This window comes from Exiguobacterium sp. N5, from assembly GCF_025842465.1.
Taxonomy (GTDB): Bacteria; Bacillota; Bacilli; order Exiguobacteriales; family Exiguobacteriaceae; genus Exiguobacterium; species Exiguobacterium profundum.
Genome location: NZ_JAPAEP010000001.1, coordinates 554,729 through 577,750, shown reverse-complemented (window position 1 = coordinate 577,750; position 23,022 = coordinate 554,729). Strand labels below are relative to the sequence as shown.

28 protein-coding genes are annotated in these 23,022 nt (G+C 49.0%); 1 reads left to right on the top strand and 27 read right to left on the bottom strand.

Annotated features, from left to right (window positions below):
• Position 1: 1 nt before the first annotated feature.
• The 6 genes from panC to bshB1 form a co-directional block, all read right to left on the bottom strand.
• Positions 2-832 (bottom strand): pantoate--beta-alanine ligase, encoded by an 831-nt coding sequence (panC, locus tag OKS35_RS02980; protein WP_214783049.1) that lies wholly within the window; start codon positions 830-832, stop codon positions 2-4.
• A complete protein-coding gene (gene panB / locus OKS35_RS02975) occupies positions 829-1,665 on the bottom strand; it encodes a 3-methyl-2-oxobutanoate hydroxymethyltransferase (protein ID WP_264092431.1) in 837 nt (278 codons plus the stop codon). Before panB ends, panC begins: the two co-directional genes overlap by 4 nt.
• 225 nt (positions 1,666-1,890) lie before the next feature.
• Entirely contained in the window at positions 1,891-2,853 is a 963-nt protein-coding gene (locus tag OKS35_RS02970) for a biotin--[acetyl-CoA-carboxylase] ligase (protein ID WP_264092430.1), read from the bottom strand.
• Positions 2,826-3,965 (bottom strand): CCA tRNA nucleotidyltransferase, encoded by a 1,140-nt coding sequence (locus OKS35_RS02965; RefSeq protein WP_264092429.1) that lies wholly within the window; start codon positions 3,963-3,965, stop codon positions 2,826-2,828. The genes OKS35_RS02970 and OKS35_RS02965 overlap by 28 nt, the downstream gene beginning before the upstream one ends.
• Positions 3,962-5,083 (bottom strand): N-acetyl-alpha-D-glucosaminyl L-malate synthase BshA, encoded by a 1,122-nt coding sequence (bshA, locus tag OKS35_RS02960; protein ID WP_264092428.1) that lies wholly within the window; start codon positions 5,081-5,083, stop codon positions 3,962-3,964. The genes OKS35_RS02965 and bshA overlap by 4 nt, the downstream gene beginning before the upstream one ends.
• Positions 5,080-5,763 (bottom strand): bacillithiol biosynthesis deacetylase BshB1, encoded by a 684-nt coding sequence (bshB1, locus tag OKS35_RS02955; protein ID WP_015881484.1) that lies wholly within the window; start codon positions 5,761-5,763, stop codon positions 5,080-5,082. Before bshB1 ends, bshA begins: the two co-directional genes overlap by 4 nt.
• 112 nt (positions 5,764-5,875) lie before the next feature.
• Between bshB1 and OKS35_RS02950 the strand changes: the two genes are divergently transcribed.
• On the top strand, positions 5,876-6,751 hold the full coding sequence (locus OKS35_RS02950) for a YitT family protein (RefSeq protein WP_264092427.1): 876 nt from the start codon (positions 5,876-5,878) through the stop codon (positions 6,749-6,751).
• A gap of 42 nt (positions 6,752-6,793) precedes the next feature.
• On the opposite strand, the gene OKS35_RS02945 is transcribed toward OKS35_RS02950, so the two are convergent.
• The 21 genes from OKS35_RS02945 to OKS35_RS02845 form a co-directional block, all read right to left on the bottom strand.
• Positions 6,794-7,252, bottom strand: coding sequence for a GreA/GreB family elongation factor (locus OKS35_RS02945; RefSeq protein WP_264092426.1), 459 nt, complete (start codon positions 7,250-7,252; stop codon positions 6,794-6,796).
• A gap of 64 nt (positions 7,253-7,316) precedes the next feature.
• Positions 7,317-8,000, bottom strand: coding sequence for a zinc metallopeptidase (locus tag OKS35_RS02940; protein WP_074037177.1), 684 nt, complete (start codon positions 7,998-8,000; stop codon positions 7,317-7,319).
• 38 nt (positions 8,001-8,038) lie between these two features.
• Positions 8,039-8,656, bottom strand: a complete 618-nt coding sequence (locus OKS35_RS02935; protein WP_159562134.1) for a DUF1405 domain-containing protein — start codon at positions 8,654-8,656, stop codon at positions 8,039-8,041.
• A 96-nt stretch (positions 8,657-8,752) separates the two neighbouring features.
• Complete coding sequence (locus OKS35_RS02930; protein WP_015881479.1) at positions 8,753-9,547, bottom strand: menaquinol-cytochrome c reductase cytochrome b/c subunit; 795 nt, start codon at positions 9,545-9,547, stop codon at positions 8,753-8,755.
• A gap of 33 nt (positions 9,548-9,580) precedes the next feature.
• Positions 9,581-10,252, bottom strand: coding sequence for a menaquinol-cytochrome c reductase cytochrome b subunit (qcrB, locus tag OKS35_RS02925; RefSeq protein ID WP_015881478.1), 672 nt, complete (start codon positions 10,250-10,252; stop codon positions 9,581-9,583).
• Between the two features lie 19 nt (positions 10,253-10,271).
• Positions 10,272-10,772, bottom strand: coding sequence for a ubiquinol-cytochrome c reductase iron-sulfur subunit (locus OKS35_RS02920; RefSeq protein WP_159562133.1), 501 nt, complete (start codon positions 10,770-10,772; stop codon positions 10,272-10,274).
• Positions 10,773-10,882: 110 nt separating this feature from the next.
• Positions 10,883-11,323, bottom strand: a complete 441-nt coding sequence (locus tag OKS35_RS02915) for a DUF2487 family protein (protein ID WP_214691031.1) — start codon at positions 11,321-11,323, stop codon at positions 10,883-10,885.
• 160 nt (positions 11,324-11,483) lie between these two features.
• Entirely contained in the window at positions 11,484-12,017 is a 534-nt protein-coding gene (locus tag OKS35_RS02910; protein ID WP_015881475.1) for a ReoY family proteolytic degradation factor, read from the bottom strand.
• A 23-nt stretch (positions 12,018-12,040) separates the two neighbouring features.
• Positions 12,041-13,315 (bottom strand): tetratricopeptide repeat protein, encoded by a 1,275-nt coding sequence (locus OKS35_RS02905; RefSeq protein WP_264092425.1) that lies wholly within the window; start codon positions 13,313-13,315, stop codon positions 12,041-12,043.
• A 29-nt stretch (positions 13,316-13,344) separates the two neighbouring features.
• Complete coding sequence (aroA, locus tag OKS35_RS02900; protein ID WP_264092424.1) at positions 13,345-14,595, bottom strand: 3-phosphoshikimate 1-carboxyvinyltransferase; 1,251 nt, start codon at positions 14,593-14,595, stop codon at positions 13,345-13,347.
• Complete coding sequence (locus OKS35_RS02895; RefSeq protein ID WP_264092423.1) at positions 14,592-15,647, bottom strand: 3-dehydroquinate synthase family protein; 1,056 nt, start codon at positions 15,645-15,647, stop codon at positions 14,592-14,594. The genes aroA and OKS35_RS02895 overlap by 4 nt, the downstream gene beginning before the upstream one ends.
• On the bottom strand, positions 15,641-16,804 hold the full coding sequence (aroC, locus tag OKS35_RS02890) for a chorismate synthase (RefSeq protein WP_264092422.1): 1,164 nt from the start codon (positions 16,802-16,804) through the stop codon (positions 15,641-15,643). The genes OKS35_RS02895 and aroC overlap by 7 nt, the downstream gene beginning before the upstream one ends.
• Positions 16,805-16,813: 9 nt before the next feature.
• Positions 16,814-17,593 carry a CheR family methyltransferase gene (locus tag OKS35_RS02885; protein ID WP_159562127.1) on the bottom strand — a complete coding sequence of 260 codons (780 nt, stop codon included), beginning with the start codon at positions 17,591-17,593 and terminating at the stop codon, positions 16,814-16,816.
• A 101-nt stretch (positions 17,594-17,694) separates the two neighbouring features.
• Positions 17,695-18,114, bottom strand: coding sequence for a nucleoside-diphosphate kinase (gene ndk, locus OKS35_RS02880; RefSeq protein ID WP_015881469.1), 420 nt, complete (start codon positions 18,112-18,114; stop codon positions 17,695-17,697).
• A gap of 92 nt (positions 18,115-18,206) precedes the next feature.
• Positions 18,207-19,169 (bottom strand): polyprenyl synthetase family protein, encoded by a 963-nt coding sequence (locus tag OKS35_RS02875; protein WP_074037186.1) that lies wholly within the window; start codon positions 19,167-19,169, stop codon positions 18,207-18,209.
• Positions 19,170-19,172: 3 nt separating this feature from the next.
• Positions 19,173-19,874: a demethylmenaquinone methyltransferase gene (locus OKS35_RS02870; RefSeq protein WP_015881467.1), complete on the bottom strand. Its 702-nt coding sequence runs from the start codon at positions 19,872-19,874 to the stop codon at positions 19,173-19,175.
• A gap of 20 nt (positions 19,875-19,894) precedes the next feature.
• Complete coding sequence (locus tag OKS35_RS02865) at positions 19,895-20,467, bottom strand: heptaprenyl diphosphate synthase component 1 (RefSeq protein ID WP_015881466.1); 573 nt, start codon at positions 20,465-20,467, stop codon at positions 19,895-19,897.
• Positions 20,468-20,593: 126 nt separating this feature from the next.
• Positions 20,594-20,866: an HU family DNA-binding protein gene (locus OKS35_RS02860; protein ID WP_015881465.1), complete on the bottom strand. Its 273-nt coding sequence runs from the start codon at positions 20,864-20,866 to the stop codon at positions 20,594-20,596.
• Positions 20,867-20,975: 109 nt separating this feature from the next.
• Entirely contained in the window at positions 20,976-21,686 is a 711-nt protein-coding gene (locus OKS35_RS02855) for a hypothetical protein (RefSeq protein ID WP_214783006.1), read from the bottom strand.
• A 5-nt stretch (positions 21,687-21,691) separates the two neighbouring features.
• Positions 21,692-21,892, bottom strand: coding sequence for a DUF2768 domain-containing protein (locus tag OKS35_RS02850; RefSeq protein ID WP_015881463.1), 201 nt, complete (start codon positions 21,890-21,892; stop codon positions 21,692-21,694).
• Positions 21,893-21,988: 96 nt separating this feature from the next.
• A complete protein-coding gene (locus OKS35_RS02845; RefSeq protein WP_196430566.1) occupies positions 21,989-23,014 on the bottom strand; it encodes an NAD(P)H-dependent glycerol-3-phosphate dehydrogenase in 1,026 nt (341 codons plus the stop codon).
• Positions 23,015-23,022: the final 8 nt, after the last annotated feature.

Sequence of the window (23,022 nt, the reverse complement as noted above, 5' to 3'; positions counted from 1 at the left end):
TTCATCCCTTCTTCCAAATCACATTATCAATCAATCGGGCCCGTTCAAACTGAATGGCCACCGCTAACAAGAGTTCGGTCGAGTCGCTCGAGACGGTACCGAGCGTCGGGTAATCGACAAGCTCGACGTAATCGATTTGACTGTTCGGAATCTCGTTCAAACGTTCAGTCAGCTGTCGTTTTACTTCATCAACTTGTTGACCTGTATCGAGTGCCTCTCGCGCCATCGTCAATGCGCTGAAAATCCGACTCGCCTCTACCGTTTCGACATCTGACAAATAGACGTTTCGAGAAGATTTGGCTAGTCCTGTCTCCTCACGAATAATCGGGCAGCGTCGAATCTCGACTGGAACGAAATAATCTCGGACGTATCCTTCGATGAGTGCCACTTGTTGAGCATCCTTCAGACCGAAATAAGCGCGTGTCGGTTGAACAAGGTTAAATAATTTTGAAACGATTGTCAACACACCATCAAAATGACCGGGACGACTCGCCCCACATAATACGTCCGCCCCGTGACGGACGGTCACACGCGCCATGTCAAGTGGATACATCGTCTCCGTCGTCGGATAGAACAAGACATCGACTCCCGCATCACGTGCCAACTTCTCATCCCGTTCAAAGTCGCGGGGGTAACGGTCGAGGTCTTCATTCGGTCCGAACTGTGTCGGATTGACAAAAATACTCATGACAACGACGTCATTTTCCCGTCGCGCGTTTTCAACGAGGCTCATATGTCCTTCATGCAAATATCCCATCGTCGGCACGAAGCCAATCGTTTGATTCGTTGGTAAGGCAATACGTAATTCTTCGACGGTCGATACAATCTTCATCCTTTTCCTCCATACAATGAGTCGAGTAACGACTCATCCATTGTGAACGTATGACGTTCTAACGGGAAGTGACCGTTCTTCGTCTCTTCGACATAAGAACGGATAGCATCCGTCGCCACTTCATTCACGTCTGCATACGCTTGGACAAATTTAGGGAGACGGTCCACCCCATATTTCAATACGTCATGATAGACGAGCACTTGGCCGTCGACATCTGCACCTGCACCGATTCCGATGACAGGAATCGTCAATTCTTCTGCGATCCGTTTTGCCAATTGGTGAGGGACACACTCAAGGACGAGCATCTTCGCGCCAGCACGTTCCGCAGCCAAGCTATCTTGAAGGAGTGTCTCGGCAGCCTCTAGGGACTTCCCTTGTACTTTATATCCTTCTAGGACGCCAACCGATTGAGGGGTCAACCCTAGATGGGCGACACATGGCATGCCGACTTGTGTCAAGCGGTCAATCGTATGAAGCACGTCACCGGCTCCTTCTAGTTTGATGGCATCCGCACGGCCTTCTTGGAATAAACGCGATGCTGCCTGTAACGTCCGATCGAAGTCTCCGTGATATGACGCAAACGGCATATCTACCACAACGAACGTATGTTGTGCTCCTCGGCGTACGGCTTTCGAATGATGGAGCATGTCCTCCATCGTCACCGGAATCGTCGAATCATAACCAAGTACGACCATCCCAAGTGAATCACCTACTAATATCAAATCGACACCGGCCGATTCGGCAAGTTTGGCTGACGGATAATCATATGCCGTCAACATGACGAGCTTTTCTTGCTCGTTCATTTTTTTTAACAATGTAGTCATCGTGTGCATCTGTTTCTCCTCCTAAACGTGGAGACAGGAAAGAATAAACGCCTTCTTACACAGATGGCAAGAAGGCGCACGAAAAACAAATTCATGGTTTTCATGAGTTAGTGTCCTTCTGTCCCTGTCATAATGATCAAGGCAGACAACTGAATGTGACAGTCTGCAAGCGCGGTACACTTCAAGAATTGATAGCGTCCGACACATTAAGTATAGTCGATGGTCTCGCTTTCATCAATCATTCCACACTGCAATCTCAGCAGAATAGACCGGTTCGACCTTTCCATCCACTTCGAGTAGCAACGCCCCCTCGTCCGAGATGCCGCGCATTACACCTATTCGCGACGTCCGGGACCCACTCAAGGTGATCGACTCATTTAAATAGGCGGCATGTTTCATCCAGTTCAAGCGAACCGGTGCAAATCCTACGTCAAGGAATCGGTCGTATTCGGTCTCGAGTTCTGCCAATAGTTCCGCCAATAACTCACTGCGATGATATCTCGTCCCGGTCTCTAAATAAAGGGAGGTCGCCCGGTGCGCCAACTCAGTCGGAATGTCATCGCCGTTGACGTTCATTCCGAACCCTAAAATGACGGCTTGAATGCGGTCCCCTTCCGTTTGCATTTCCGTCAAAATGCCTCCGACTTTCTTGCCATTTAACAGTAAATCGTTAGGCCATTTGATTGTCACGTCAAGGTCCCGCGCATTCAACGCTTTCGCAAACGCACTTGCCGCCATCAAGGTCATCTTTGATGCGTCGCGAATGGGTAATTCCGGTCTTAAAATTACACTTGCCGCGATATTGACGTGCTTCGGATTGTGCCAGTTACGACCGAGTTGTCCGCGACCGGCCGTCTGTTCCTCGCTCATGACGAGCGTCCCCTCTGGCACGTGTTGTTGCGCCAGCTCATGGGCGATTCGTTGTGTCGTGTCGATTTGGTCAAACGCATGGACGATTTGACCGAACCGTCCCTTCCGATATGACGCAAACGCTGGTTCATCGAATCGGTCACTTTGCTCAAGCAATTGGTATCCTTTTCTTGGGATCGTATGAATCGCATAACCGTCTTGCTTAAGCGTTTCGATATGTTTCCAAATAGCGGTACGTGAAATATTTAATTGACGGGCCAACTCTTGGCCACTCCATACTTCACCATCTTGTAATAGCGTCAGAACACGCCCGCGCGTTGAAGCCATCGTTTCGCCTCCTCTTTCAATACTGTCTCATGGTTCGGTAACTCGTTTAAGATGACGCGTCGTTCGAGGTCGGCTAACAGATGCTTGATCGCTTCCCCTCGTGCACCAAGCGCTAAGGCGTCCCGACCGTCAAATTTCAACTCTTTTCGTGACGTCATCGGGAGCGACTGTTTCAGTTCACGGCTACGGTCTTTCTCCCCGTTCATCCGGAAGTAAGTGGAGAGCGTCTGTTCATCCGTCACATAAATCGTCATCCGGTCAAGTCCCTTCTCACAGAGCAGTGCAAGCGTACGAGCCTCCCGTTTGATCGCGTTCGACCGTTTCCATGGCGATAGCCAGCTGTCATCCTGTGCATGATAGAGAAAGAGTGCCCATCCGCTGACCGCGTTCACAGGTGTCCGAGCGTCCTCTTGGACACGCTGCATCAGTTCGGTCGTCACGTTCGGTAAATAGCGATGAATGCCGAGCTCGACCATTTCACCTAGCGCTTTCTTGTATGCAGGTCCCGTCAACAGTTTCTCAAATTCGATCGCGATACGCTCCATCGCAATTTGTTCGAGCTTATGACCGAGCTCGCTCGCCGCTTCCCGCAACTCGTCATGTAAGGTGAAATCAAGTTGTGACATGAAGCGAAGCGCACGCATGATGCGTAGCGCGTCCTCTCCGAACCGTTCAAACGGACTGCCGACTGTTCGGATGATTCGTTCTTCTAGATCATGTTGACCACCGAATAAATCGACCACTCGTCCATCATGGAACGCCATCGCGTTCATCGTGAAGTCCCTTCGTAATAAATCCTCTTCAAGCGATACCCCGAGTGCGACATGGTCCGGTCGTCTCGAATCCGAATACGATCCTTCCGAACGGAACGTCGTCACTTCGAACGGATGGTGGTCAATAATGACCGTGACAGTCCCATGTTCGATACCGGTCGGAACCGACTTCGGGAACAGCGCCATCACCTCTTCCGGGAAGAGGGACGTCGCCAAATCGATATCATCGGGCAGACTCCCGAGCACATAATCCCGAACAGCACCACCGACGATATACGCCTCGCCACCATGCTGTTCGATCGTGTCGATGATTTGTTTTGCGTATTCCCATTCCGTCATGATGTCACCACCTGTTCATACAAGCGTTCATATTCGGTCACGATGTCTTGTGAGGCGAAACGCCGAGATTTCATCAATCCGTTTTGTCGGAAACGTTCTCGTAGCTCACGATCGGTCAAGAGCCGCTCCATCGCAGAGGCGGCCTGGCTCGCATCCCCTTTAGGAACGACGAAACCATCCTCACCGTCCGTGATCACTTCCGGCAGCCCACCCGCATCGCTCACGATAGAGGGCACACCCGTCGCCATCGCCTCGAGCGCCACGAGACCGAACGCCTCCTTGTCTGATAACAGGACGTGAACGTCGCTGATTGCAAGAAGTGCGGCGACTTGTTCTTGTTTCCCGGCAAAGATGACTTGCTCTTCAAGCCCCATCTCCGTCACGAGTCGACGCATCGCACCCATGAGCGGACCATCTCCGACGAGCAATAGTTTCTTATTCGTCACATCCATCTGATCGAACGCCTCCAGGACGAGGTCGACGCGTTTGACAGGACGGAAGTTTGAAATGTGGATGGCGACCCGGTCCTCATCCGACAAGCCGTACCGTTCCCGTAATGTCGGGTCGAATTGAGGCGTATACACCGATTCATCGATGAAGTTATGGATGACTTGGATCGGCAAATCACTGGCAATCCGCTCTTCTGTCTCCCGTTTCAAACTATGAGAGACCGCCGTGATCGCGTTCGATTGACGCAGCCCGTATAGAATGGCCGGTTTCAGTTCCTCGTCCTCACCGAGTACGGTGATATCGGTACCATGTAACGTCGACACGATCGGGGTCTTCACACCCGCCATCTCACGACCAAGCGCAGCACAAACGGCATGCGGTACGGCATAGTGTGCATGGATGACATCGAGACCGAACGATTGGATGACACTCGCAATCTTCGCTGACAATGTCATATCATACGGCGGATAACGAAAGACCGAATATTGATTGATTTCGACTTGATGGAACGTAATATTTGGGTGATAGGCGTTCAAACGAAACGGCATGCTGCTCGTGATAAAATGGACATCATGCCCACGGTCCGCAAGCTTCATCCCGAGCTCTGTCGCTAAAATCCCAGAGCCTCCGACAGATGGATAACAAAGAATCCCAATCCGATACGTCATGCGAGTTCACCTGCCTGTTTTACGACATATGGTCGAACGCGCTTCAACCCTTCCGCATAGGCGACTCCAATCAAGCTCCCAAAATGGCGTTCACGGGCGATGACCCGTTCCACATATGCATCGGTGAGCGGTGTCTTTACTCCATCGACCGGAGTGAACTGACTCGCGTAACATTGAAGCGCCCGTGTCTTCACTTCGATCGTGTCACTAATATCCACGCACACATCCGGTTCGACGTGAGCATTGATCATATATTGGTACACACTTTCCGGACGATATGCCTCGAGTTCGGGTAAGTACTTTCGGATCCCGGCATTAAACAGCGCCTCTGTCACGAGATGGGCGCAGGCCGCGTGGTCCGGATGGCGGTCGACCTCGTATGGATAGAGCAAGTGGGTTGGGCGTTCACGGCGAATCAAGGAGACGATTGCCTCGAGCTGCTCTTCTCCCCCGTCAATCCCACGGTCTTTAAATCCTAGATTGATTCGACGGACACCAAGCACGTCATCAGCCGCACTTGCCTCCTGTCGTCTCGTTTCTACATCACCATTTGAAGAAAGTTCCGCTCTCGTCAAATCGACGTATACGACCTCAGTCTTCTCTTTCGTCCATTGGGCGGTCATGCCGGCGATCCCGATTTCGATATCGTCCGGATGTGCCCCGATGGCTACTACTTTCATCTACATCACCTCTTCTTTGAAAAGTATAGCCGACTCGTTTCTGAATGTCATATGTTCAGGGTAGTCAATCGAACTGTTTTTCGAGTACTCTATCTAAGGGGAGGTGAACCTGATGACGGTACAATTACCGATTCGTGTTCGAAATATTATTTTTATCTTAATAGGTTCTTTTATTTTTGCATTCGGCGTTTATCACTTCAACGTCCAAAATAATTTGGCCGAGGGTGGGTTCACCGGGATCACATTGATTCTCCGCGGACTATTTGATATCTCACCTTCTGTCACGAACTTGGTACTAAACATCCCGCTCTTTTTCATGAGTTACAAGTTGTTAGGTCGCACGACCTTCATCTATACGCTCATCGGGACGTTTTCCTTTTCACTTTGGTACGCACTCATCGCCAAGTATTCGACGCTCGTCATCGACTTGACAGATGACATGGTGCTCGCAAGTCTGTTCGCCGGGCTCTTCATCGGGGTCGGTCTTGGCATCATCTTCAACAATGGCGGGACGACGGGCGGCGTCGATATCATCGCACGACTCGTACAACGCTATTTCGGATGGTCGATTGGGAAGACGTTTCTCATCTTTGACTTCTTTGTCATCGTCCTCAGTTTGACATACCTCGACATTCGTGAGGCGATGTACACGCTTCTCGCCGTCTATATCGGGGCACGCGTCATCGACTCGATGCAAGAAGGAACGTATGCCGGTAAAGCGGCGATGATCATCAGTGACCACCGCACTGCTATCGCCGACGGTATTCATGCGACGATGAACCGCGGCACGACCCGACTGCTCGCGAAAGGCGGTTATTCGAACCGAGAACTCGAGGTCTTATATGTCGTCGTCGGCCGTAACGAAGTGAACCGTTTGAAGACAATCGTCAAACAAATCGACCCGCATGCGTTCGTCACGTTCCATCACGTGTATGAAGTCGGAGGCGAAGGGTTTACGTTCGATGAAAATCGGATGCCTTTGAAATAAGCAAAAAAATCGCCTCGTTCACAGGGATGAACGGGCGATTTTTTATGGTTCGATGTGGAGCACCTCGACTTGAATCGTACCTCCTGGCGTTTCGATTTGAATTGTTTGACCAATTGTCGCACCCATCAAACGACGACCGAGTGGCGATGTCACGGATATGCTTCCTCGTTCTATATCCGCTTCTGCCTCACTCACGATTCGATAGCGCTCGGTCTCTTCTTGTTGCATTTCCCGAATCACGACCTGATTTCCGAACGTCACGACTTCCGAACGTTCCGATATAACGATGATCGCGTCATCAAGGAGGTGATTCAGTTCTAAAATATCCGCCTCGATCCGTTCATATTCATGTACCGCTTCACGATAGGTGACGTCTTCACGGAAATCACAAAATTTTCGAGCCGTCCTTATCCGTTCACGCGCATCCGTTCGCTCTTTTTTTAGCCTCACAAGTCGATTTGTCAATTGGTGATGACCTGTCTCTGTCAGTTGCGGTTTCATTGACAACAATTCCTTTCGTCAAAAAATTAAAAAATCCCGCCTACCGACGGGATTCCATTCAATCCTATTCATCACGCGGCATAAAGACGATGAGTGCCAAGCGAATAAGTTCGGCAACCGCAACGAGCGTTGCAGCGACGTAAGTCCAAGCCGCGGCATTCAACACTTTCCGTGCACCTGTCTCTTCTGTCGCCGTCACGATTCCGTGAGACGTCAATTGCGCCATCGCTCGTTTCGATGCATCGAACTCGACCGGTAACGTGATCAACTGGAACACGACCGCCCCGAGCATCATGATGACACCGAGTTGAGCCAACCCGAGTGCCCCGAATAAGAATCCTCCGAGCAACAATGGGAACGACAAGTTCGACGTGATGTTGACGACCGGAACAAGGCTGTGGCGGACGCGCATCATCTTATAGTCTGTCGCATCTTGAATGACGTGACCGATCTCGTGCGCAGCAATCGCGGCAGACGAGATTGTCGACCCTTGATACACTTCGCGAGACAAACGAACGACTTTATTGACCGGGTCATAGTGGTCGCTCATGAGTCCGTCGACCATTTCGATTCTCACGTTGTGCACACCGTTTTGTTTCATGATGAAATCAGCGACTTGTGCACCTGTGACACCGCTTTGGAGCGGTTGTTTCAAAAACTGCTTATACGTACTTTTCACTCGCATCTGGGCCCATAGGGGGATGAGCATGATCAGTGCAAGATAGAAAATATAGCCACCTAATGACATTTTCTATTTCACCTCTGCATGTATTTAATAATTTGATTTTACATTCTTATGACCTTATTTTCAAGCGATGGACGTAGGACGAAGGCATATCCCATAAAAAAACATAATCCTGTCAACCAAAAGGAGCCGTAGCCGATCCACATGATGTGTTCTGCCAGTGACGGATAACGTGGCCATTGACCGAGTACATAATCGACGACGTCATTATGAATTACCCAAATTAGCGTACATACAAACGAGGTGACCGTCCATTTCATGAATGGCGCGTAGATGAGCGCTTGTAAGGCCATTGCACCGTGAGAGACCATCAACATGACGGCCATCAAGATGGTCAAGGTCGGCGCATCCGGTGGTAACGTGCCCAAATACATGATGTTCATAATCACGGCCCAGACCCCGTATTTAATCAACGTGATGAAGGCCAGCGTCTCGAACAACGGGGAGCGCTTGTTAGCTAACCAAAGTCCGAGGACAATCGTAAAGAAGAATGATGCTGTCGGACTATCCGGTACGAACAGCCAATAGATGTACGGTGTGTCACGTAATTGAGGCTCGTACCAGATATACCCGTAAATCGTCCCTCCCAAGTTGATGATCAATAGAATAGTCAATACAATCCGATGCATCAAGAACGGTTTTAAAAACATGGGGTTCATTGTCTCAATCCTTTTTCTTCAGTTTTCTTCAGTTTATCGTATGCGTCGTGCAGAAGTAAAAAAGTGTAGCCCGATATTCAGGCTACACTTGATGACTTACTTGTTATTTTCGCCGCCTTCACCGTATGAAGCGATGAACTCAGACATGGCTTGGAGATCTTCATCTGAACCATCCCACTGACCAGCTGGCATCGTACCGACACCGTTGACCGCGATTTCCGCGATTTCTTCAGCCGTATACTGTGTGCCGACGAGTGCTGGAGCCGCTGCTCCACCTTCTAGGTTTTGACCGTGACAGTTGACGCAAGATTGAGCTGAATAAATCTCATATCCTGGAGCCGCTGTATCGATTTCAGGACCTTCACCCGGAATTTGAAGCTCACCTTGTGCATGAACTTGATCCCAGTGTGTCGTTTGAACAGATTCCCAAGTCAAGTAGAAGACCGAGAGAATTCCAAGTAACATGAAACTGATCGCGACTGGACGTTTCGCCGGTCGACGCTCGAGACCTTGGTCAAGCCATGGTGCAACGAGAAGTGCCGTGAACGCCAAGCCTGGAATAATGACTGTACCAAGTAAGATCCAGTCCCCAGCAGCGAATTGATATTTGAGTAATTGATACAAGAACAAGAAATACCAGTCCGGCAACGGAATGTATGACGTGTTCGTTGGATCGGCGATATTTTGAAGCGGTGGTGCTTCGACAATTGTCAAAGCGATGAATCCGATCAAGAAGACCGATCCTACCATCCACTCTTTAAGCAAGAAGTTCGGCCAGAACGCCTCTGTGCGTCCTGGGTATTCTGAATAGTCTTTTGCAATGTTTTGTTTCCGATTCGAGATTCCTACTCGAGAGTCGGTTACAAATTTCATCCCTTTACCGCGATGCATATCGTTTCTCCTCCTTTTTCTCCTCGAATCGGCTTATAGCGGTCCAGAAACCCCTTGTTTACGAATCATCAAGAAGTGGGCTCCCAACAGTCCGAACAATGCCGCCGGTAAGAAGAAGACGTGAATTGCGAAGAATCGTGCGAGTGTGCTCGCCCCGACAATCTCACCACCAGCGAGAAGTGTCTTCGCAATACCACCGATAACCGGTACACTTTCAGCGATTTGAAGCGTAACTTTCGTTGCGAACAATGCCTTCATGTCCCATGGAAGCAAGTATCCCGTGAGTCCGAGCGCCAAGACGACGAAGAACAAGAGAACACCAACGACCCAGTTGAGCTCACGTGGCTTCTTATACGATCCCGTGAAGAACACGCGGAGCGTATGTAAGAATAACATGACGATCGCTACAGATGCGCCCCAGTGGTGCATCCCACGAACGATTTGTCCGTGTGCGATCTCATTTTGCAAATAATACACCGACGCGTGCGCGTTGATGATATCTGGTACGTAATACATCGTCAAGAACATCCCTGAAAGGATCTGGATGACGATTGTAAAGAACGTCAAACCGCCAAAACAATAGACAAATGCAGAGAAGTGATGAGCAGGGTTGACGTGTTCCGGTACTTCATGGTCTGCGATATCGCGCCAGAGCGGTGTGATGTCTACGCGTTCATCGACCCAGTCATAAATTTTTTGTAACATCGGCTAGTTCCCCCTCTCATTACTGAGCGACTGGACTACCTAAATATAGGAAGCCGTCTTTTTCTTCTTTTTCATAACGTGCAAGTGGTGCTGTCGGCGGTGTACCTGGAATGTTCGTTCCATCTTTTTCGTAACGTCCCAAGTGACACGGACAGAAGAATTCTTGTGGACGAGTCGGATCACCAGCGAATGCTACCTGACAGCCAAGGTGTGTACAAATCGGAGAAAGTGCGATGATCTCGCCACTATCTGTTTTGTAAACCCATGCTGAAAGCGTTTCTTCAAATTCATACCAAGCATCTTGTGTTTGTTTCTTAAAGTCGACACGTTGCGGCTCAGTCGTGATGTCATCAAGACTCATTACTTTTACTTTGTCGCCTGCACCAGTTTTTTTCAAAACCGGATCGATCGCAAAGTTGACCATCGGACTGATCAATGTTGCCGCCATAAAGCCACCTACTCCAGTCAGTGTGTACGTTAAGAACTGACGGCGCGTGACTTTTGACCCATTTTGAGCCATTTCGTTCCCCCCTCATTCGTGTGCATAACCCCATAATTCTTTATGCATTCTTCACAAAAATTTCTCACTCAACAAAATAGTATATCAATAAAACCTCTACGTCAACCGCTTCATGTCGCCATCCAACGGCTCGAAAGTTCCGTGATGACTTGTGTCGCAAAATTCTGGACCATCGTGTGCGCTTGATCGCTTGACATCGATCCAAGCGCGAGCGGCGGTACGAACAAAATCGGCAAATCAAATGCTTTGAAACGGACGTCTGACGCGATAAACAATACGTGAGAAAATCCGGATGAATTTGCTTTCGCCACCACATCCTGCGCCAACTTCACACCAGCTTCCACATCGGTGTAACTGATGGTCGGGCTGAGCATCGTTCGACCAGATAATTGACGTTCTGTCTCGGCCGTGACGGCATGAATCACTTCATAGCTTTCGGCTTTGCGAACCATATCCTCACCAAACGCCAATTCTGCGAGCGGAACGATGAGCGTATCGACGTATTGTCGTTCGGCAATCGAGCGGAGTGCCCCTTGACTATCGAACCTCATCTTTTCCCTCCTCTCCTTCATATCTCATCATGTCTATTGTAGCGTACATGACTTCGCTCACCTTTAAAAGTTATGAACGAACTGTGAAATAATTGTGTATTCCTACGTAATTAATATACCAAAAAACAAGCGCCTACCGGAACGGAAGCGCTTGTTTTTTTCAAAATAATTTAGATGCTCGCACTTGATGAAGTTGAGTCGTCAGATTGCGGAATAAATTCTCGTCTCGTCGGTCGAGCGCCTTATCGATTTCAATCAGCAATCGTTCTTCTTCAAATTGAGCAACCGATGCTTGAATGACCGTTTGAGCAGAAGACGAGACTTCATCTCTCACTTCTGCCACCGGTTCAAACGGATTCTGTTCGACGATGTCGACCCAGTTCTCATCGATCATCATGCCTTGAAAATTTAACTCTACATAGATTGGCCCATCGTGTAGACGGATGTCATGATAAGCCTTCTCAGGATTCATGGTCACAAGGTCTCCCCGTCGGTATCGAAACGGTTCACCGTCAAACCCGTACGCTGTCATCACGAGACTTCTTGGTGAGACCGAAGCGTTTGTCACGAAATGAACGTTGCCAAGCTTTTCAGGATGTCTTAACCAATAGTCAAGAATCCACTTTGCTTCACGTTTCCGAAGCGTATGATGAGCGACGAATCGCTTCAAAAAATTACGTTTCCGCTCGACCATCTGACCTCATTCCCTTCCCTTATTCATTCTACGTCATCAGACAATTGTTCGAGCTGTTCTTCGAGCGCTTGGCGATCATCGAGGTCGACCACCAATGCAAGCGATTGCTCGACCACACGTCGCGCGTCTTGTCTACGACCTTCCTCTATCAACAGTGTAGCCCATTCCGTCACAAATGACACGTCCTCTTTCATCATCGGCTCAATTGAGGCATACAGACTGACCGCTTCGTCGTACGCTTCGAGCTCATATTTCGCCTTCGCCTTGTACCATGTCATGAGCGGCGACGTCGTATGATCTTCGAGTGCATCGATGGTTTCGAGAACATCATCGAATTCTCCTGCTTCAAATAAAATCGACAAGAGCAATTCGGTCGCTTGTAACGACTCTGGATTTAACACGAGCGCCTCACGTAGTTCTTTAATGGCACCGTCCCGATTTCCGAGTTTGAGAAGCAGCCTTGCTTTAACGTGCCGCAGTTCATCATTATAATCGTCGCGCGTGATGCCTTGATCGACGATCTCAATGGCCTCTTCCGTTTGCCCGATTGCATCGAGTGCCTCGGTATAAGGCAAGTAGAGCGACGTGAAGTCTGGGTCCATCGCCTGAAGCTCTTTGAACTGCTTGATCGCAACTTCCTCACGTCCGATCCGATGAGCCGTCATCGCATGACCGAAGACGGTGTTCAAATCGCGATGTGTGGCCCGCTCGTATTCCTCGAGCGCCTCTTCAAACGACCCGACCATCGTGAGGGCCTCCGCGTAATCCGCTTGATAGTCGATTTCAGCCGGCAACTTCATCTTCGGAAGACGCGCATAAAGTGGAATGGCTTGTTCAAATGAACCGGTCGAGGCATACAATTCAGCCAATCCATAGATGAGTAAAGGTTCATCCGGATTCTTCTCGAGCGCCTCCATCAGTTTCTTCACTGCCACTTCATCCAATCCTTGCGATTGATACAGGTCAGCGAGGAGGACGAGGCTCCTCACTTGCGTATCTGCGTCATCCGATTTGATTTTTTCAAGCACGGCAATCGCTTCCTCTTCACGGTCACTATCTAAATACGCTTCCGCCAGCGATAAGGCGACATTCGGGTCTCCCTCATAGTCGACGTATAGCTTTGAGAGAACAGCTGTCGCCCGGTCGGCAAGACCTAACTCTAAATAGAGGTCGGCGATGGCTAAACGGTCATCATCCGACCCTTCCTTCTCAAGTTCTTCTAGATGCATGAGTGCATGTTCCGTCTCACCTGACTCAAGCATCTCGATTATATGTGTTAAAGCTGATTCATCTAGCATGGTTCGTCCTCCTGGGCTTCGGTTTGTCGTTATTCTATCTTACGTTGAACCCGTTGTAAATCTTCACGGAATCGAGGATAACTGACATCGGATGCCTCGATCCCCTCGATGTGAACGGCTTCATCGGTCATGAGTGACGCAATCTGTAACATCATGGACAAGCGATGGTCTCCGTAAGTCGAGACATCTCCTCCATGAAGGCGACTCGGATTGACGATGAATCCGTCCTCAGTGCCGACGATGTCCACACCTAACTTCCGTAGTTCCGAGACGACCACGTCAATCCGGTCAGTTTCTTTCACGCGCAGTTCCGCTGCGTCTTTCACGATGGACGGTGAATTCGCTTGAGATGCGACGAGTGCGAACAGTGGTAATTCATCAATCTGTGAAGGAATGAAATCCTTTTCGACGACTGTGCCGGTTAGCTCACTCGTCGTGACCGTGACGTCTCCGACTCGTTCTTCACCGACCAATCGTTCGTTCGAAATGACGACATTCGCACCCATCCGTTCGAGCGTACGTAAAAATCCAATCCGCGTCTCATTCAAACAGACGTCCGTCGTCGTAACCGAACTATTTGCCACCATGGCCGCCCCTGCCCAGAAAAATGCAGCCGATGACGGGTCTGCCGGTACGTCGACCGTACATCCGGTCAATGTCGAGGGTTCGACACGGATGACGCGTAACCCTTCTTCGTTTACAATCGACAGCTTCGCACCGAATAGGGGCAACATGCGCTCGGTATGGTCTCGTGACAACATCGGTTCTCGAACAACCGTCGTACCCGAGGCACGTAAGCCGGCGAGTAGGACGGCCGACTTCACTTGGGCGCTCGCGACCGGTAACGTATAGTCAATCGATCGAAGCCCCGTCCCTTCGATGACGAGAGGCGCCATATCCCCGGTCACATGTGCACCCATGTTTCGTAAAGGCTCGGTAACGCGGCGCATCGGACGTCTAGATAACGATTCATCGCCTACGAGCTCAAACGACCCGTTATAGCCGGACAAGAGTCCGATCAGTAGACGCATCGTCGTACCTGAATTCCCACAGTCAAGCCGTGCCGAGCGCGGAGACTCGATGCCTTTAATGACTAGTTCGTCTTGCTGTTCTGTCACATCGGCTCCAAGTGATCGAATCGCCTCGATTGTCGAACGACAATCGGCACCGAGGAGCGGATTCCGCACGTGCGTCGTCCCGTTCGCCATCATCCCGAATAATAATGCCCGATGTGTGATGGATTTATCACTCGGTACACGGATAGAACCGTTTAAACTCATCGTTCCCACCATCCTTTCATCTGTTCAAACGTCTGTTGAAGATGTTCGAGCTGTACCGACTCAACGGTGATCGTTTCACGAAGTAACACAAAACGAATTGCACCGTGACGGTTCTTTTTATCCCGAATCATTTTTTCCACGTAGCGGTCGAATGGTTGCCAATCGATCGGCGTGACGTCATTTGAACGCATCCAATCGAACAACTGCATCGCTCGAACTTCATCTCCAGACACGAGAAAAGCGAACACCATTCCATGTAAAACCGCTTCCCCATGTGGGATACGATAGGCTTCCACCGATTCAAGGGCATGACCGAACGTATGCCCGAAGTTAAGCCAAGCACGAATGCCTTGTTCTCGCTCGTCCGTCTCGACAATGGTTTGTTTCACTCGAATCCCACGGGCAAGCCACGACACCCAATCCAACGGTTCGTTCTCGTTCAAGTCTAAAAACAAGTCGTCCTCGAAAGAAGATTCGAGGACGTAACGTGATAAGTACGCATGTTTCAATAACTCACCGAGACCGCTTCGCACTTCCTGGACGGGCAAGGTATTCAGTCGACTGACGTTGTAATAGACGCCTGACGGTTGATAGAATGAACCGATTGCATTTTTCGCAAAGGGGTGATTGACTGCCACTTTGCCTCCGACAGCCGAATCGTGAGCCAAAATCGTCGTTGGCACTTGTATGTATGGAACGCCTCGCATGTAGACACTTGCTAGAAAACCAGCCAAGTCGCCGATCATTCCACCGCCAAAGGCGACAATCAGTGTTTGGCGGTCACATCCGTGGCGCAACCCTTCTGCGACAAGCTGCTCGAGCTGAGATAGCGATTTCGACGCATCACCTGCTTCGACGACGGACGAAACGACGTGGGAATGGGTCAGATTCAACGTAGAACGGAACGACTCTCCGTAAAGAGACTCGACATGTTTATCCGTAACGACCCATAGCATCGAATAACTGGACCAATCAACTGAATCGATCCAACGATCCTGATTGTCCAAGACGACTTCGTATGGGGTCGATGCTGAGATTGAAATCGTTACCATACTCGCAACTCCTCCCGATACTCATCGACCCGATGTTTGATTCGTTCCATCGTGTCGTGCCCGAACGTCTCACAAACTTCCTTCGCGACTTCAAATGCGATGACTGCCTCAACGACGAGGGAAGCGGCAGGCACAGCGCACGAGTCACTCCGCTCGATTTGAGCTAAAAACGCCTCTTTCGTATCGATATCGACCGATTGTAAGGGTTTATAGAGCGTAGGAATGGGTTTCATGACAGCTGAACAAAGGATTGGCATCCCCGTAGTCATGCCCCCCTCAAATCCACCGAGATGGTTACTGAGTCGCGTATACCCATCATCCCCGTATGCGATCGGGTCCATCACTTCAGAACCCGGACGATACGCCATTTCAAACCCTTCACCGAATTCAACACCTTTAAATGCGTTGACACTCATGACCGCTTGTGCGATTTTCGCATCCAGTTTACGGTCGTACTGCACATACGAGCCAAGTCCCGGTACAACACCATGTACTTCTGTACACACGATTCCACCAATCGAGTCTCCATTTGCCTTGGCCTCATCGATTCGACGCATCATCCGCAACGCGGCCTCTTCATCTAACGTACGTACCGGTGAGGCATCAACGACCGCTTGTGCTTCTTGAAGCGAATCAAATGTGCACGACTCCGCTCGTTCCCCACCAATCACTTTGACATAACTAAAGAGGGATACCCCGATTTGTTGAAGGAGTTGCTTACAGAAAGCCCCGACCGCTACACGAGCCGCTGTTTCTCGTGCGCTTGAGCGCTCCAATACGTCACGTAAGTCTCGATGGTCGTATTTCATCCCACCGACCAGGTCAGCATGTCCAGGTCTCGGTCGAGAGACGCGGCGTTTCACTTCGATATCGCTCTCAATCGGTTCAGCCTGCATGACGTGTTTCCAATGCGTATGGTCTTTATTCTCAATCCAAAATGTGATGGGTGCACCTGTGGTCACGCCATGCCGTATGCCCGAGCGAACTTCTACCTGGTCGGACTCGATTTGCATGCGGCGCCCTCTACCGTAACCCGATTGACGTTTTTTTAACTCTGCATTGATTTGAGAAATATCTATAGAGAGTCCGGCCGGGGGCCCTTCAATGATGACCGTCAGACCGGGACCATGTGATTCACCAGCTGTCAAATAACGCATCCGTTCACCTCATCCATCCATTTTTTCATAAAAGAAACTTTGCTTCATTGCATAGCCGTAACGTTTCGGTTGGAAAATTTGTTCCGTCCCACCGACAAATAGCATCCCACCTGGACGTAACGCCCGTTGGAACGACGTATATACCTTCTCTTTCGCCTCTTCAGTGAAGTAAATCAAGACATTTCGACAGACGATCAAATCAAAATTGCGTTCGTACACATCCGCTAACAAGTTATGCTTTTTAAACGTCACCAGCTGCTTGATTTCATCTGAAATATAATAGTCGTCGCCACGACGGGTAAAGTAGCGTTTCTGAAACTCCTCAGGCAAATCGATGAGCGCCCGTTCATGGTACTTTCCTTGCTTCGCTTTTTCGATGACGACATCATCTAAGTCCGTAGCCATAATTGAAAATTGAGATGGGGCAAGATGTTTCGACAACAACATGGCAAGTGAGTATGGCTCTTCTCCGGTTGAACAGGCAGCACTCCATACGCGAAGCTTCCCTTGACTCGAGCGAATCAGATGCGGGAGGATATCCTCTTCAAGCTGTTGCCAACGAATCGGGTTGCGATAAAATTCACTCACATTGATTGTCATCCGGTCGAGAAACTCTTCATAAAGTTGACGATCTGTATCCATCGCCTTCAAATACTCTAAAAACGATGCATACCCCTTCTTTTCGCGTAGTGCGACCATACGGCGCTTCATCTGCGCCTCTTTATATAAGTTCAAGTCAATACCCGACTTGATATAAAACTTTTTTACAAAGATGGCATAATCATTCATCACCAATTTCAACCTCAATTCTTTCTCATTTCCGCATTCTTGTGACCTCAGGCGATTCAAAGGGAATCAAAAAGGGACAGGTTTCCCCGTCCCTCGAAAAGTCATGAAACGTGTGAAGCCACTTCAGCGAACCAAAGTGAGAGTTCACGTTCCGCGCTATCCACACTATCAGAACCATGAATCACGTTTTGTGACATCGTCGATGCAAAATCACCGCGAATGGTTCCTGGTTGAGCATCCACCGGTTTCGTCTTCCCGATCATTAAACGAGAGACGGCCACGATGTCTTCCCCTTCCCATTCCATCGCAACGACAGGACCAGAAGTCAAAAACTCGACCAATTCACCAAAGAACGGCTTTTCTTTATGCTCTGCGTAGTGTGCCTCTGCGACCTCAACTGACGGTGTCACCATTTCGAGACGGTTCAACGTATATCCTTTGTTTTCGAAGCGTGAGATGATTTCCCCAATCAATCCACGTTTTACCCCATCAGGTTTAACCATTAAAAATGTCTTTTCCATTCCCCAAATCCCCCTAAGTCTATAAATGTGTACGTTGTACGTATTTAGTGTACACGGTCCAACACATTTTTGAAAGGGGTTACATGGGGCATTTACCATTTGCGTTTCCCAATATATTGCGCAATTTCAATTAACGACCGCTTGTCTGGAACATCCGGCAACCCGTCTAGTCGGCGGATGGCACGGTTGACGTAACGATCAATCGTCCGTTGACTGCGTTCTAACGTTCCGTTTCGTTGTACTTCCCGGACGAGAGATTTCGTCACTTCCGTATCCGTCGAGGCGTTCACTTGACGGAGACGTTCATAAAAGTCGGAATCCTCAGATGAATATAGGAGCGGTAACGTTTTATGACCGTGCTTCAAATCTTCCCCGACCGGCTTACCGAGCTGAAAACTCTTAGCGGTAAAATCAAGCAAGTCATCCGTCATTTGAAAAGCCATACCGATGTCATATCCAAACAGACTTAATTGCCTCACGATTTGTGGAGACGCTCCAGAGATGACAGCTCCTGCCGCACAACTCGTTTCAATCAACAGAGCGGTCTTTCGCGCAATCCGATCTAAATAGCGCTTCGGTGATTGCCCCCACTCAAATTGATCTTGGATTTGATTGATTTCACCGACACAGATTCGTTCCATCGTATCTGCCATGATGCGCATCACTTCTGGTGAATCAATTTCGGATACGAGACGAATCGCTTCTCCGAATAACGTATTCCCTGTATACATCGCTACTGTTTCATCATATCGTTCCATCACGGTTGGTTTGCCACGACGGAGCATCGCGTCATCGATGACATCGTCATGGACGAGTGATGCCATATGAATCAACTCAAGACTTGAGGCAACTTTCGTCAAACGGATATCTTTTGTCTCACCAAACCCGGCGCTCAGTAAGACGAAGGCGGGTCGGATGCGCTTGCCACCGGCATCGAGTAATTGGCGCGATGCCGATTCAATGACAGGGTGGTCCGTCCTGACTCGAGTAGATAAGAATTGATCGATTTGATCAATCTCTCGGTTCATATGACGATAAAGTCGCTTCAAAGACATGGTTCACCACTTCTTTCCTAGATGCATGGCACATGCACCTCCGGAGAATGTCTTCACTTCGACTTGTTCAAACCCGGCATCTTCGAACATCCGCTTGAGAGTCAAACGATCTGGGAACTGATCGGTCGACTCCTGCAACCACTTATACTGATCGTATGAACCGGCAAAGACCTTTCCAAAAAGCGGCATGACCGTTCCAAAGTAAAAACGGTACAACTCTTTAAAAAGCGGTGCTGTCGGTTGGCTCGTCTCGAGACAAACAACCGTTCCACCTGGTTTCAAGACACGGTGCATTTCACGCAAGACCGTCATATAGTCCGGAACGTTTCGGAGTCCAAATCCGATTGTGACATAGTCAAAGGAGTTGTCACCAAACGGAAGAGCCATCGCATTTCCATGAAGCAATTCGATGTTCGGCCAAGATTTGACCTTTTCCTCTCCCACTTTTAGCATGTTCTCTGAAAAATCGAGTCCTTTCACAACTCCCGTGTTTCCGGCAGCATCCGCTAATTGAATCGTCCAGTCAGCAGTCCCGCAACAAACGTCTAAACATTTAGCCCCCGGAAAGACGTTCATTTTTTTCATCGTTGTCCGTCGCCACCATTTATGAAGTCGGAAGCTGATAATCGAGTTCATCGTATCGTAGCTCGGAGAAATGGACTGAAATACTTCGTATACTTTTTGCTCTTTTTCTATCGGTTGCAACGCGTAACATCCTTTCCGTTCTAAGCGACCGCATGCGCGAGCAACGTCGTAAGTTGCTCCTTTTGGTCTTGTCTAAGCGCTGTCGCTTTCTTTTCAATCATTCGTTTCCCGCTCGTTGTCAAATAAGGTTGTTCAATCAGTTCGGAAAGTGTTTGAATCAATCCGACGTTCGCTTCGAGCCAAACGTTCATTGAAACGTTCTTCTCAAGCAATAAGGTGCACTTCGCCGCATTGACCCGCTGTACAGACTGACCGAATCGATCACTGTATGATGATGGAAAGTCCGTCAAGATTTTATAAAACTGAGCCGATGCAAAGTCCCCGGCGAGCACTTTTAATTGGCGTGCCAAAGATCCGTTCGGGCTGCTGTTTACTTGGTCGTGTAAATCAAGCGCTTGATGTGCGAAATAGGTTGCCATCACGAGTTGTCGATGCTCAATCGATTCCAAATCAATCATCTCGACCATCCAACGAAGCAATAACATGTCGACGGCTGGTACAACCTCGTGTTTCGTCAAATAGGGATGATTCATACGTGTTTCGATTTGACGAGCAAGGTCTGTGACAACGAATTCATTTGTCAACTGTTCCATGCTATCCCCCCTCGTCCACTTCATTGTCATTCTGACATAGTATAGCACATTTTTGTCACATTCACGTCATTCGAACTCGTAAACCCAACAAAAAAAGCCGCCTTTCGGCGACTTATGTATTGCAGATTACTTGACCGCATCTTTGAGCGCTTTACCTGCTTTGAATGCAGGAACTTTGCTCGCTGGGATTTCGATATCTTCTTTTGTACGTGGGTTACGACCTTTACGGGCAGCACGCTCACGAACTTCAAAAGTACCAAAACCGATCAATTGAATTTTCTCACCGTTTTGGAGTGCTTCAGTGATTGATTCAAACGTAGCTTCTACGATTTTCGTTGCTTCTTTTTTAGAAACATCGGCTTTCTCAGTAACAGCTTGGATCAATTCAGTTTTGTTCATCACGATTCACCTCCTCTCACAGGGAGTTTACGGGATTAATCATATCGTACAAACGTTGATATGACAACATTTTTTGCATGATTTCGCGACATTCACTATCAAAACAGGTTCAGTTGTTTAAAAAAACGACTTCTCCTCGTTCATCAATTGTGTATCCTTGCGAATAAGCTGGGGCGAATGGAGCATCTTTATAGAGCAAATAACGAATATCTTCGCCAATTTCTGGTGACTCATCCGTCTTTTGAAGCGCTTCCTTCACATCTTCGCGATAGTCTACAAACAGTTGTCCCGTGCCATCCACGTAGATCGGAAGTTCACGATCCGAATAAGGACTTGGAATGAACGGCTCTTCTGTGACAAAGATTTTATCATAATCGAGCGTGAACTGATTCTTACCTAATGATCCGTCAAATGGGAACTTGCCTTCTTTTGCCCGAAATGCGTTGATATTCGTTTGAAGTTGTTGCAACCGCTCAGACACACGCAAGTCGATCAGCTTTACGGTCGGTTCCGTCTCGACATCGACGAGGATATATTGGAACAACCCGCCACCTTCGAAACTATTCGCCGGTGGGTCCGCTAAATAGCCAGGCACGAGACGAGCGAATTCAACTGGGTAACGCTCCATGAGAGGCGTTTCTGCTGGTTTCGTTTTGATTGGCAATACCCCAGATTGCTCACGATAGGCATCGACCGCACTTTGTACCGTATTCAATTGATCTTCGTACGGGATATTGTTGGCCCGCTCTGATTCAGGAAACATACACCCTGCTAACAGTGTCGTCAAAACCAGACTGATAGCGACAATCTTTTTTTTCATCACGTTTATCCTCCAGTCGGTCCTGAGACGACGACAAAAATCATGATTACAGTCCCAAATAAGAAAATGATGAAAGCAATCAGTCTGACGAGCGTGGCGAACCAACCGCTCAGTTTCGTATGACTGAGTGCGACCATTAATGCAGCGATGGCGAAAGCTCCGATCCCTGCGAATGATATCCACATTTTGATGAGTGACGGTGTCACGTCTATCCCCCTACTTTCTCTATGTTCTCCAGACTTCAAGTTTAGCAAAAAAAAGCGAGGAACTGAACGAAAACGTCAGCTCCTCTCTCAATCTGTCTATTCTTCAAAATGAAAAACTTGTTCCATCTCGTGTTTTTGCGGGCGTCTCATCAATTTTTTCACTTCATCATGAGGACTCTTCCCTTCAAACAACACGTTATAGAGAGCCTCTGTGATCGGCATCTCCACACCCGCTTCTTTGGCGAGGGAATGGGCTGCTTCACAGGCACGGACGCCTTCGACGACCATTCCCATGTTCCCGAGAACGTCTTCTAATTTTTCACCACGACCGATGGCGTTACCAGCTCGCCAGTTACGGCTATGTTGTGACGTCGCCGTCACAATCAAGTCTCCGATCCCTGTCAATCCTGAGAACGAGGCAGGGTTCGCTCCAAGCTTCACGCCAAGTCGAGCAATTTCGACAATCCCACGAGTCATGAGGGCAGCTTTCGCGTTGTCCCCATAACCAAGCCCATCCGTCATACCCGCCGCTAGGGCGATGATATTTTTCAGTGCTCCACCGTACTCGGCTCCAACGACATCAGAATTCAAGTACACGCGGAACTGATCGTTTGTGAGGAGCTCCTGCACTTCATCCGCGACATCAAGGTCGGCACATGCGATTGTGATGGTCGTCGGTTTACGGACCGCAACCTCTTCAGCATGAGTTGGTCCAGTTAATACACCGATTGCCCGACGCTTAGAAGGATCGATTTCTTCGGCGATGATTTCTGAAAGGCGCTTATGCGTTTTTGGTTCGATCCCCTTTGCGGCATGAACGATGGTGACAGGTTCCGTCAACAATGTGTTCAATTCCTTTGAGACAGGACGAATCGCCGAACTCGGGACGACGAGAAAGACGATACTTCGACCATCTAACGCTTCTTTCAAGTTCGTCGTCGCACGAATTGATTCAGGTAATGGCGCGTCTTTCAAATAAAACGAGTTCGTATGTGACGAATTGATTTCATCCACATGTTCTTGTTCACGTCCATAGAGCAGGACATCATGGCCATTATCCGCTAACACGAGCGAGATGGCCGTTCCCCAGCTCCCCGCTCCGATGACAGCTACGTTTGCCATAAGTGGCA

Excerpts from the sequence above, each read along its gene's own strand:
- OKS35_RS02950 (WP_264092427.1), top strand. The coding sequence starts at position 5,876 with ATGACGGTACAATTACCGATTCGTGTTCGAAATATTATTTTTATCTTA.
- OKS35_RS02935 (WP_159562134.1), bottom strand. The coding sequence starts at position 8,656 with ATGAACCCCATGTTTTTAAAACCGTTCTTGATGCATCGGATTGTATTG.
- OKS35_RS02945 (WP_264092426.1), bottom strand. The coding sequence starts at position 7,252 with ATGAAACCGCAACTGACAGAGACAGGTCATCACCAATTGACAAATCGA.
- ndk (WP_015881469.1), bottom strand. The coding sequence starts at position 18,114 with ATGGAAAAGACATTTTTAATGGTTAAACCTGATGGGGTAAAACGTGGA.
- bshB1 (WP_015881484.1), bottom strand. The coding sequence starts at position 5,763 with ATGAAAGTAGTAGCCATCGGGGCACATCCGGACGATATCGAAATCGGG.
- bshA (WP_264092428.1), bottom strand. The coding sequence starts at position 5,083 with ATGACGTATCGGATTGGGATTCTTTGTTATCCATCTGTCGGAGGCTCT.
- OKS35_RS02930 (WP_015881479.1), bottom strand. The coding sequence starts at position 9,547 with ATGCATCGCGGTAAAGGGATGAAATTTGTAACCGACTCTCGAGTAGGA.
- aroC (WP_264092422.1), bottom strand. The coding sequence starts at position 16,804 with ATGCGTTATTTGACAGCTGGTGAATCACATGGTCCCGGTCTGACGGTC.
- OKS35_RS02905 (WP_264092425.1), bottom strand. The coding sequence starts at position 13,315 with ATGCTAGATGAATCAGCTTTAACACATATAATCGAGATGCTTGAGTCA.
- qcrB (WP_015881478.1), bottom strand. The coding sequence starts at position 10,252 with ATGTTACAAAAAATTTATGACTGGGTCGATGAACGCGTAGACATCACA.
- OKS35_RS02860 (WP_015881465.1), bottom strand. The coding sequence starts at position 20,866 with ATGAACAAAACTGAATTGATCCAAGCTGTTACTGAGAAAGCCGATGTT.
- OKS35_RS02965 (WP_264092429.1), bottom strand. The coding sequence starts at position 3,965 with ATGACGGAATGGGAATACGCAAAACAAATCATCGACACGATCGAACAG.
- OKS35_RS02885 (WP_159562127.1), bottom strand. The coding sequence starts at position 17,593 with ATGAATGATTATGCCATCTTTGTAAAAAAGTTTTATATCAAGTCGGGT.
- aroA (WP_264092424.1), bottom strand. The coding sequence starts at position 14,595 with ATGAGTTTAAACGGTTCTATCCGTGTACCGAGTGATAAATCCATCACA.
- OKS35_RS02915 (WP_214691031.1), bottom strand. The coding sequence starts at position 11,323 with ATGAGGTTCGATAGTCAAGGGGCACTCCGCTCGATTGCCGAACGACAA.
- OKS35_RS02875 (WP_074037186.1), bottom strand. The coding sequence starts at position 19,169 with ATGTCTTTGAAGCGACTTTATCGTCATATGAACCGAGAGATTGATCAA.
- OKS35_RS02865 (WP_015881466.1), bottom strand. The coding sequence starts at position 20,467 with ATGGAACAGTTGACAAATGAATTCGTTGTCACAGACCTTGCTCGTCAA.
- OKS35_RS02970 (WP_264092430.1), bottom strand. The coding sequence starts at position 2,853 with ATGGCTTCAACGCGCGGGCGTGTTCTGACGCTATTACAAGATGGTGAA.
- OKS35_RS02855 (WP_214783006.1), bottom strand. The coding sequence starts at position 21,686 with ATGAAAAAAAAGATTGTCGCTATCAGTCTGGTTTTGACGACACTGTTA.
- OKS35_RS02920 (WP_159562133.1), bottom strand. The coding sequence starts at position 10,772 with ATGGCTCAAAATGGGTCAAAAGTCACGCGCCGTCAGTTCTTAACGTAC.
- panC (WP_214783049.1), bottom strand. The coding sequence starts at position 832 with ATGAAGATTGTATCGACCGTCGAAGAATTACGTATTGCCTTACCAACG.
- OKS35_RS02910 (WP_015881475.1), bottom strand. The coding sequence starts at position 12,017 with ATGGTCGAGCGGAAACGTAATTTTTTGAAGCGATTCGTCGCTCATCAT.
- OKS35_RS02845 (WP_196430566.1), bottom strand. The coding sequence starts at position 23,014 with ATGGCAAACGTAGCTGTCATCGGAGCGGGGAGCTGGGGAACGGCCATC.
- OKS35_RS02940 (WP_074037177.1), bottom strand. The coding sequence starts at position 8,000 with ATGTCATTAGGTGGCTATATTTTCTATCTTGCACTGATCATGCTCATC.
- panB (WP_264092431.1), bottom strand. The coding sequence starts at position 1,665 with ATGCACACGATGACTACATTGTTAAAAAAAATGAACGAGCAAGAAAAG.
- OKS35_RS02895 (WP_264092423.1), bottom strand. The coding sequence starts at position 15,647 with ATGGTAACGATTTCAATCTCAGCATCGACCCCATACGAAGTCGTCTTG.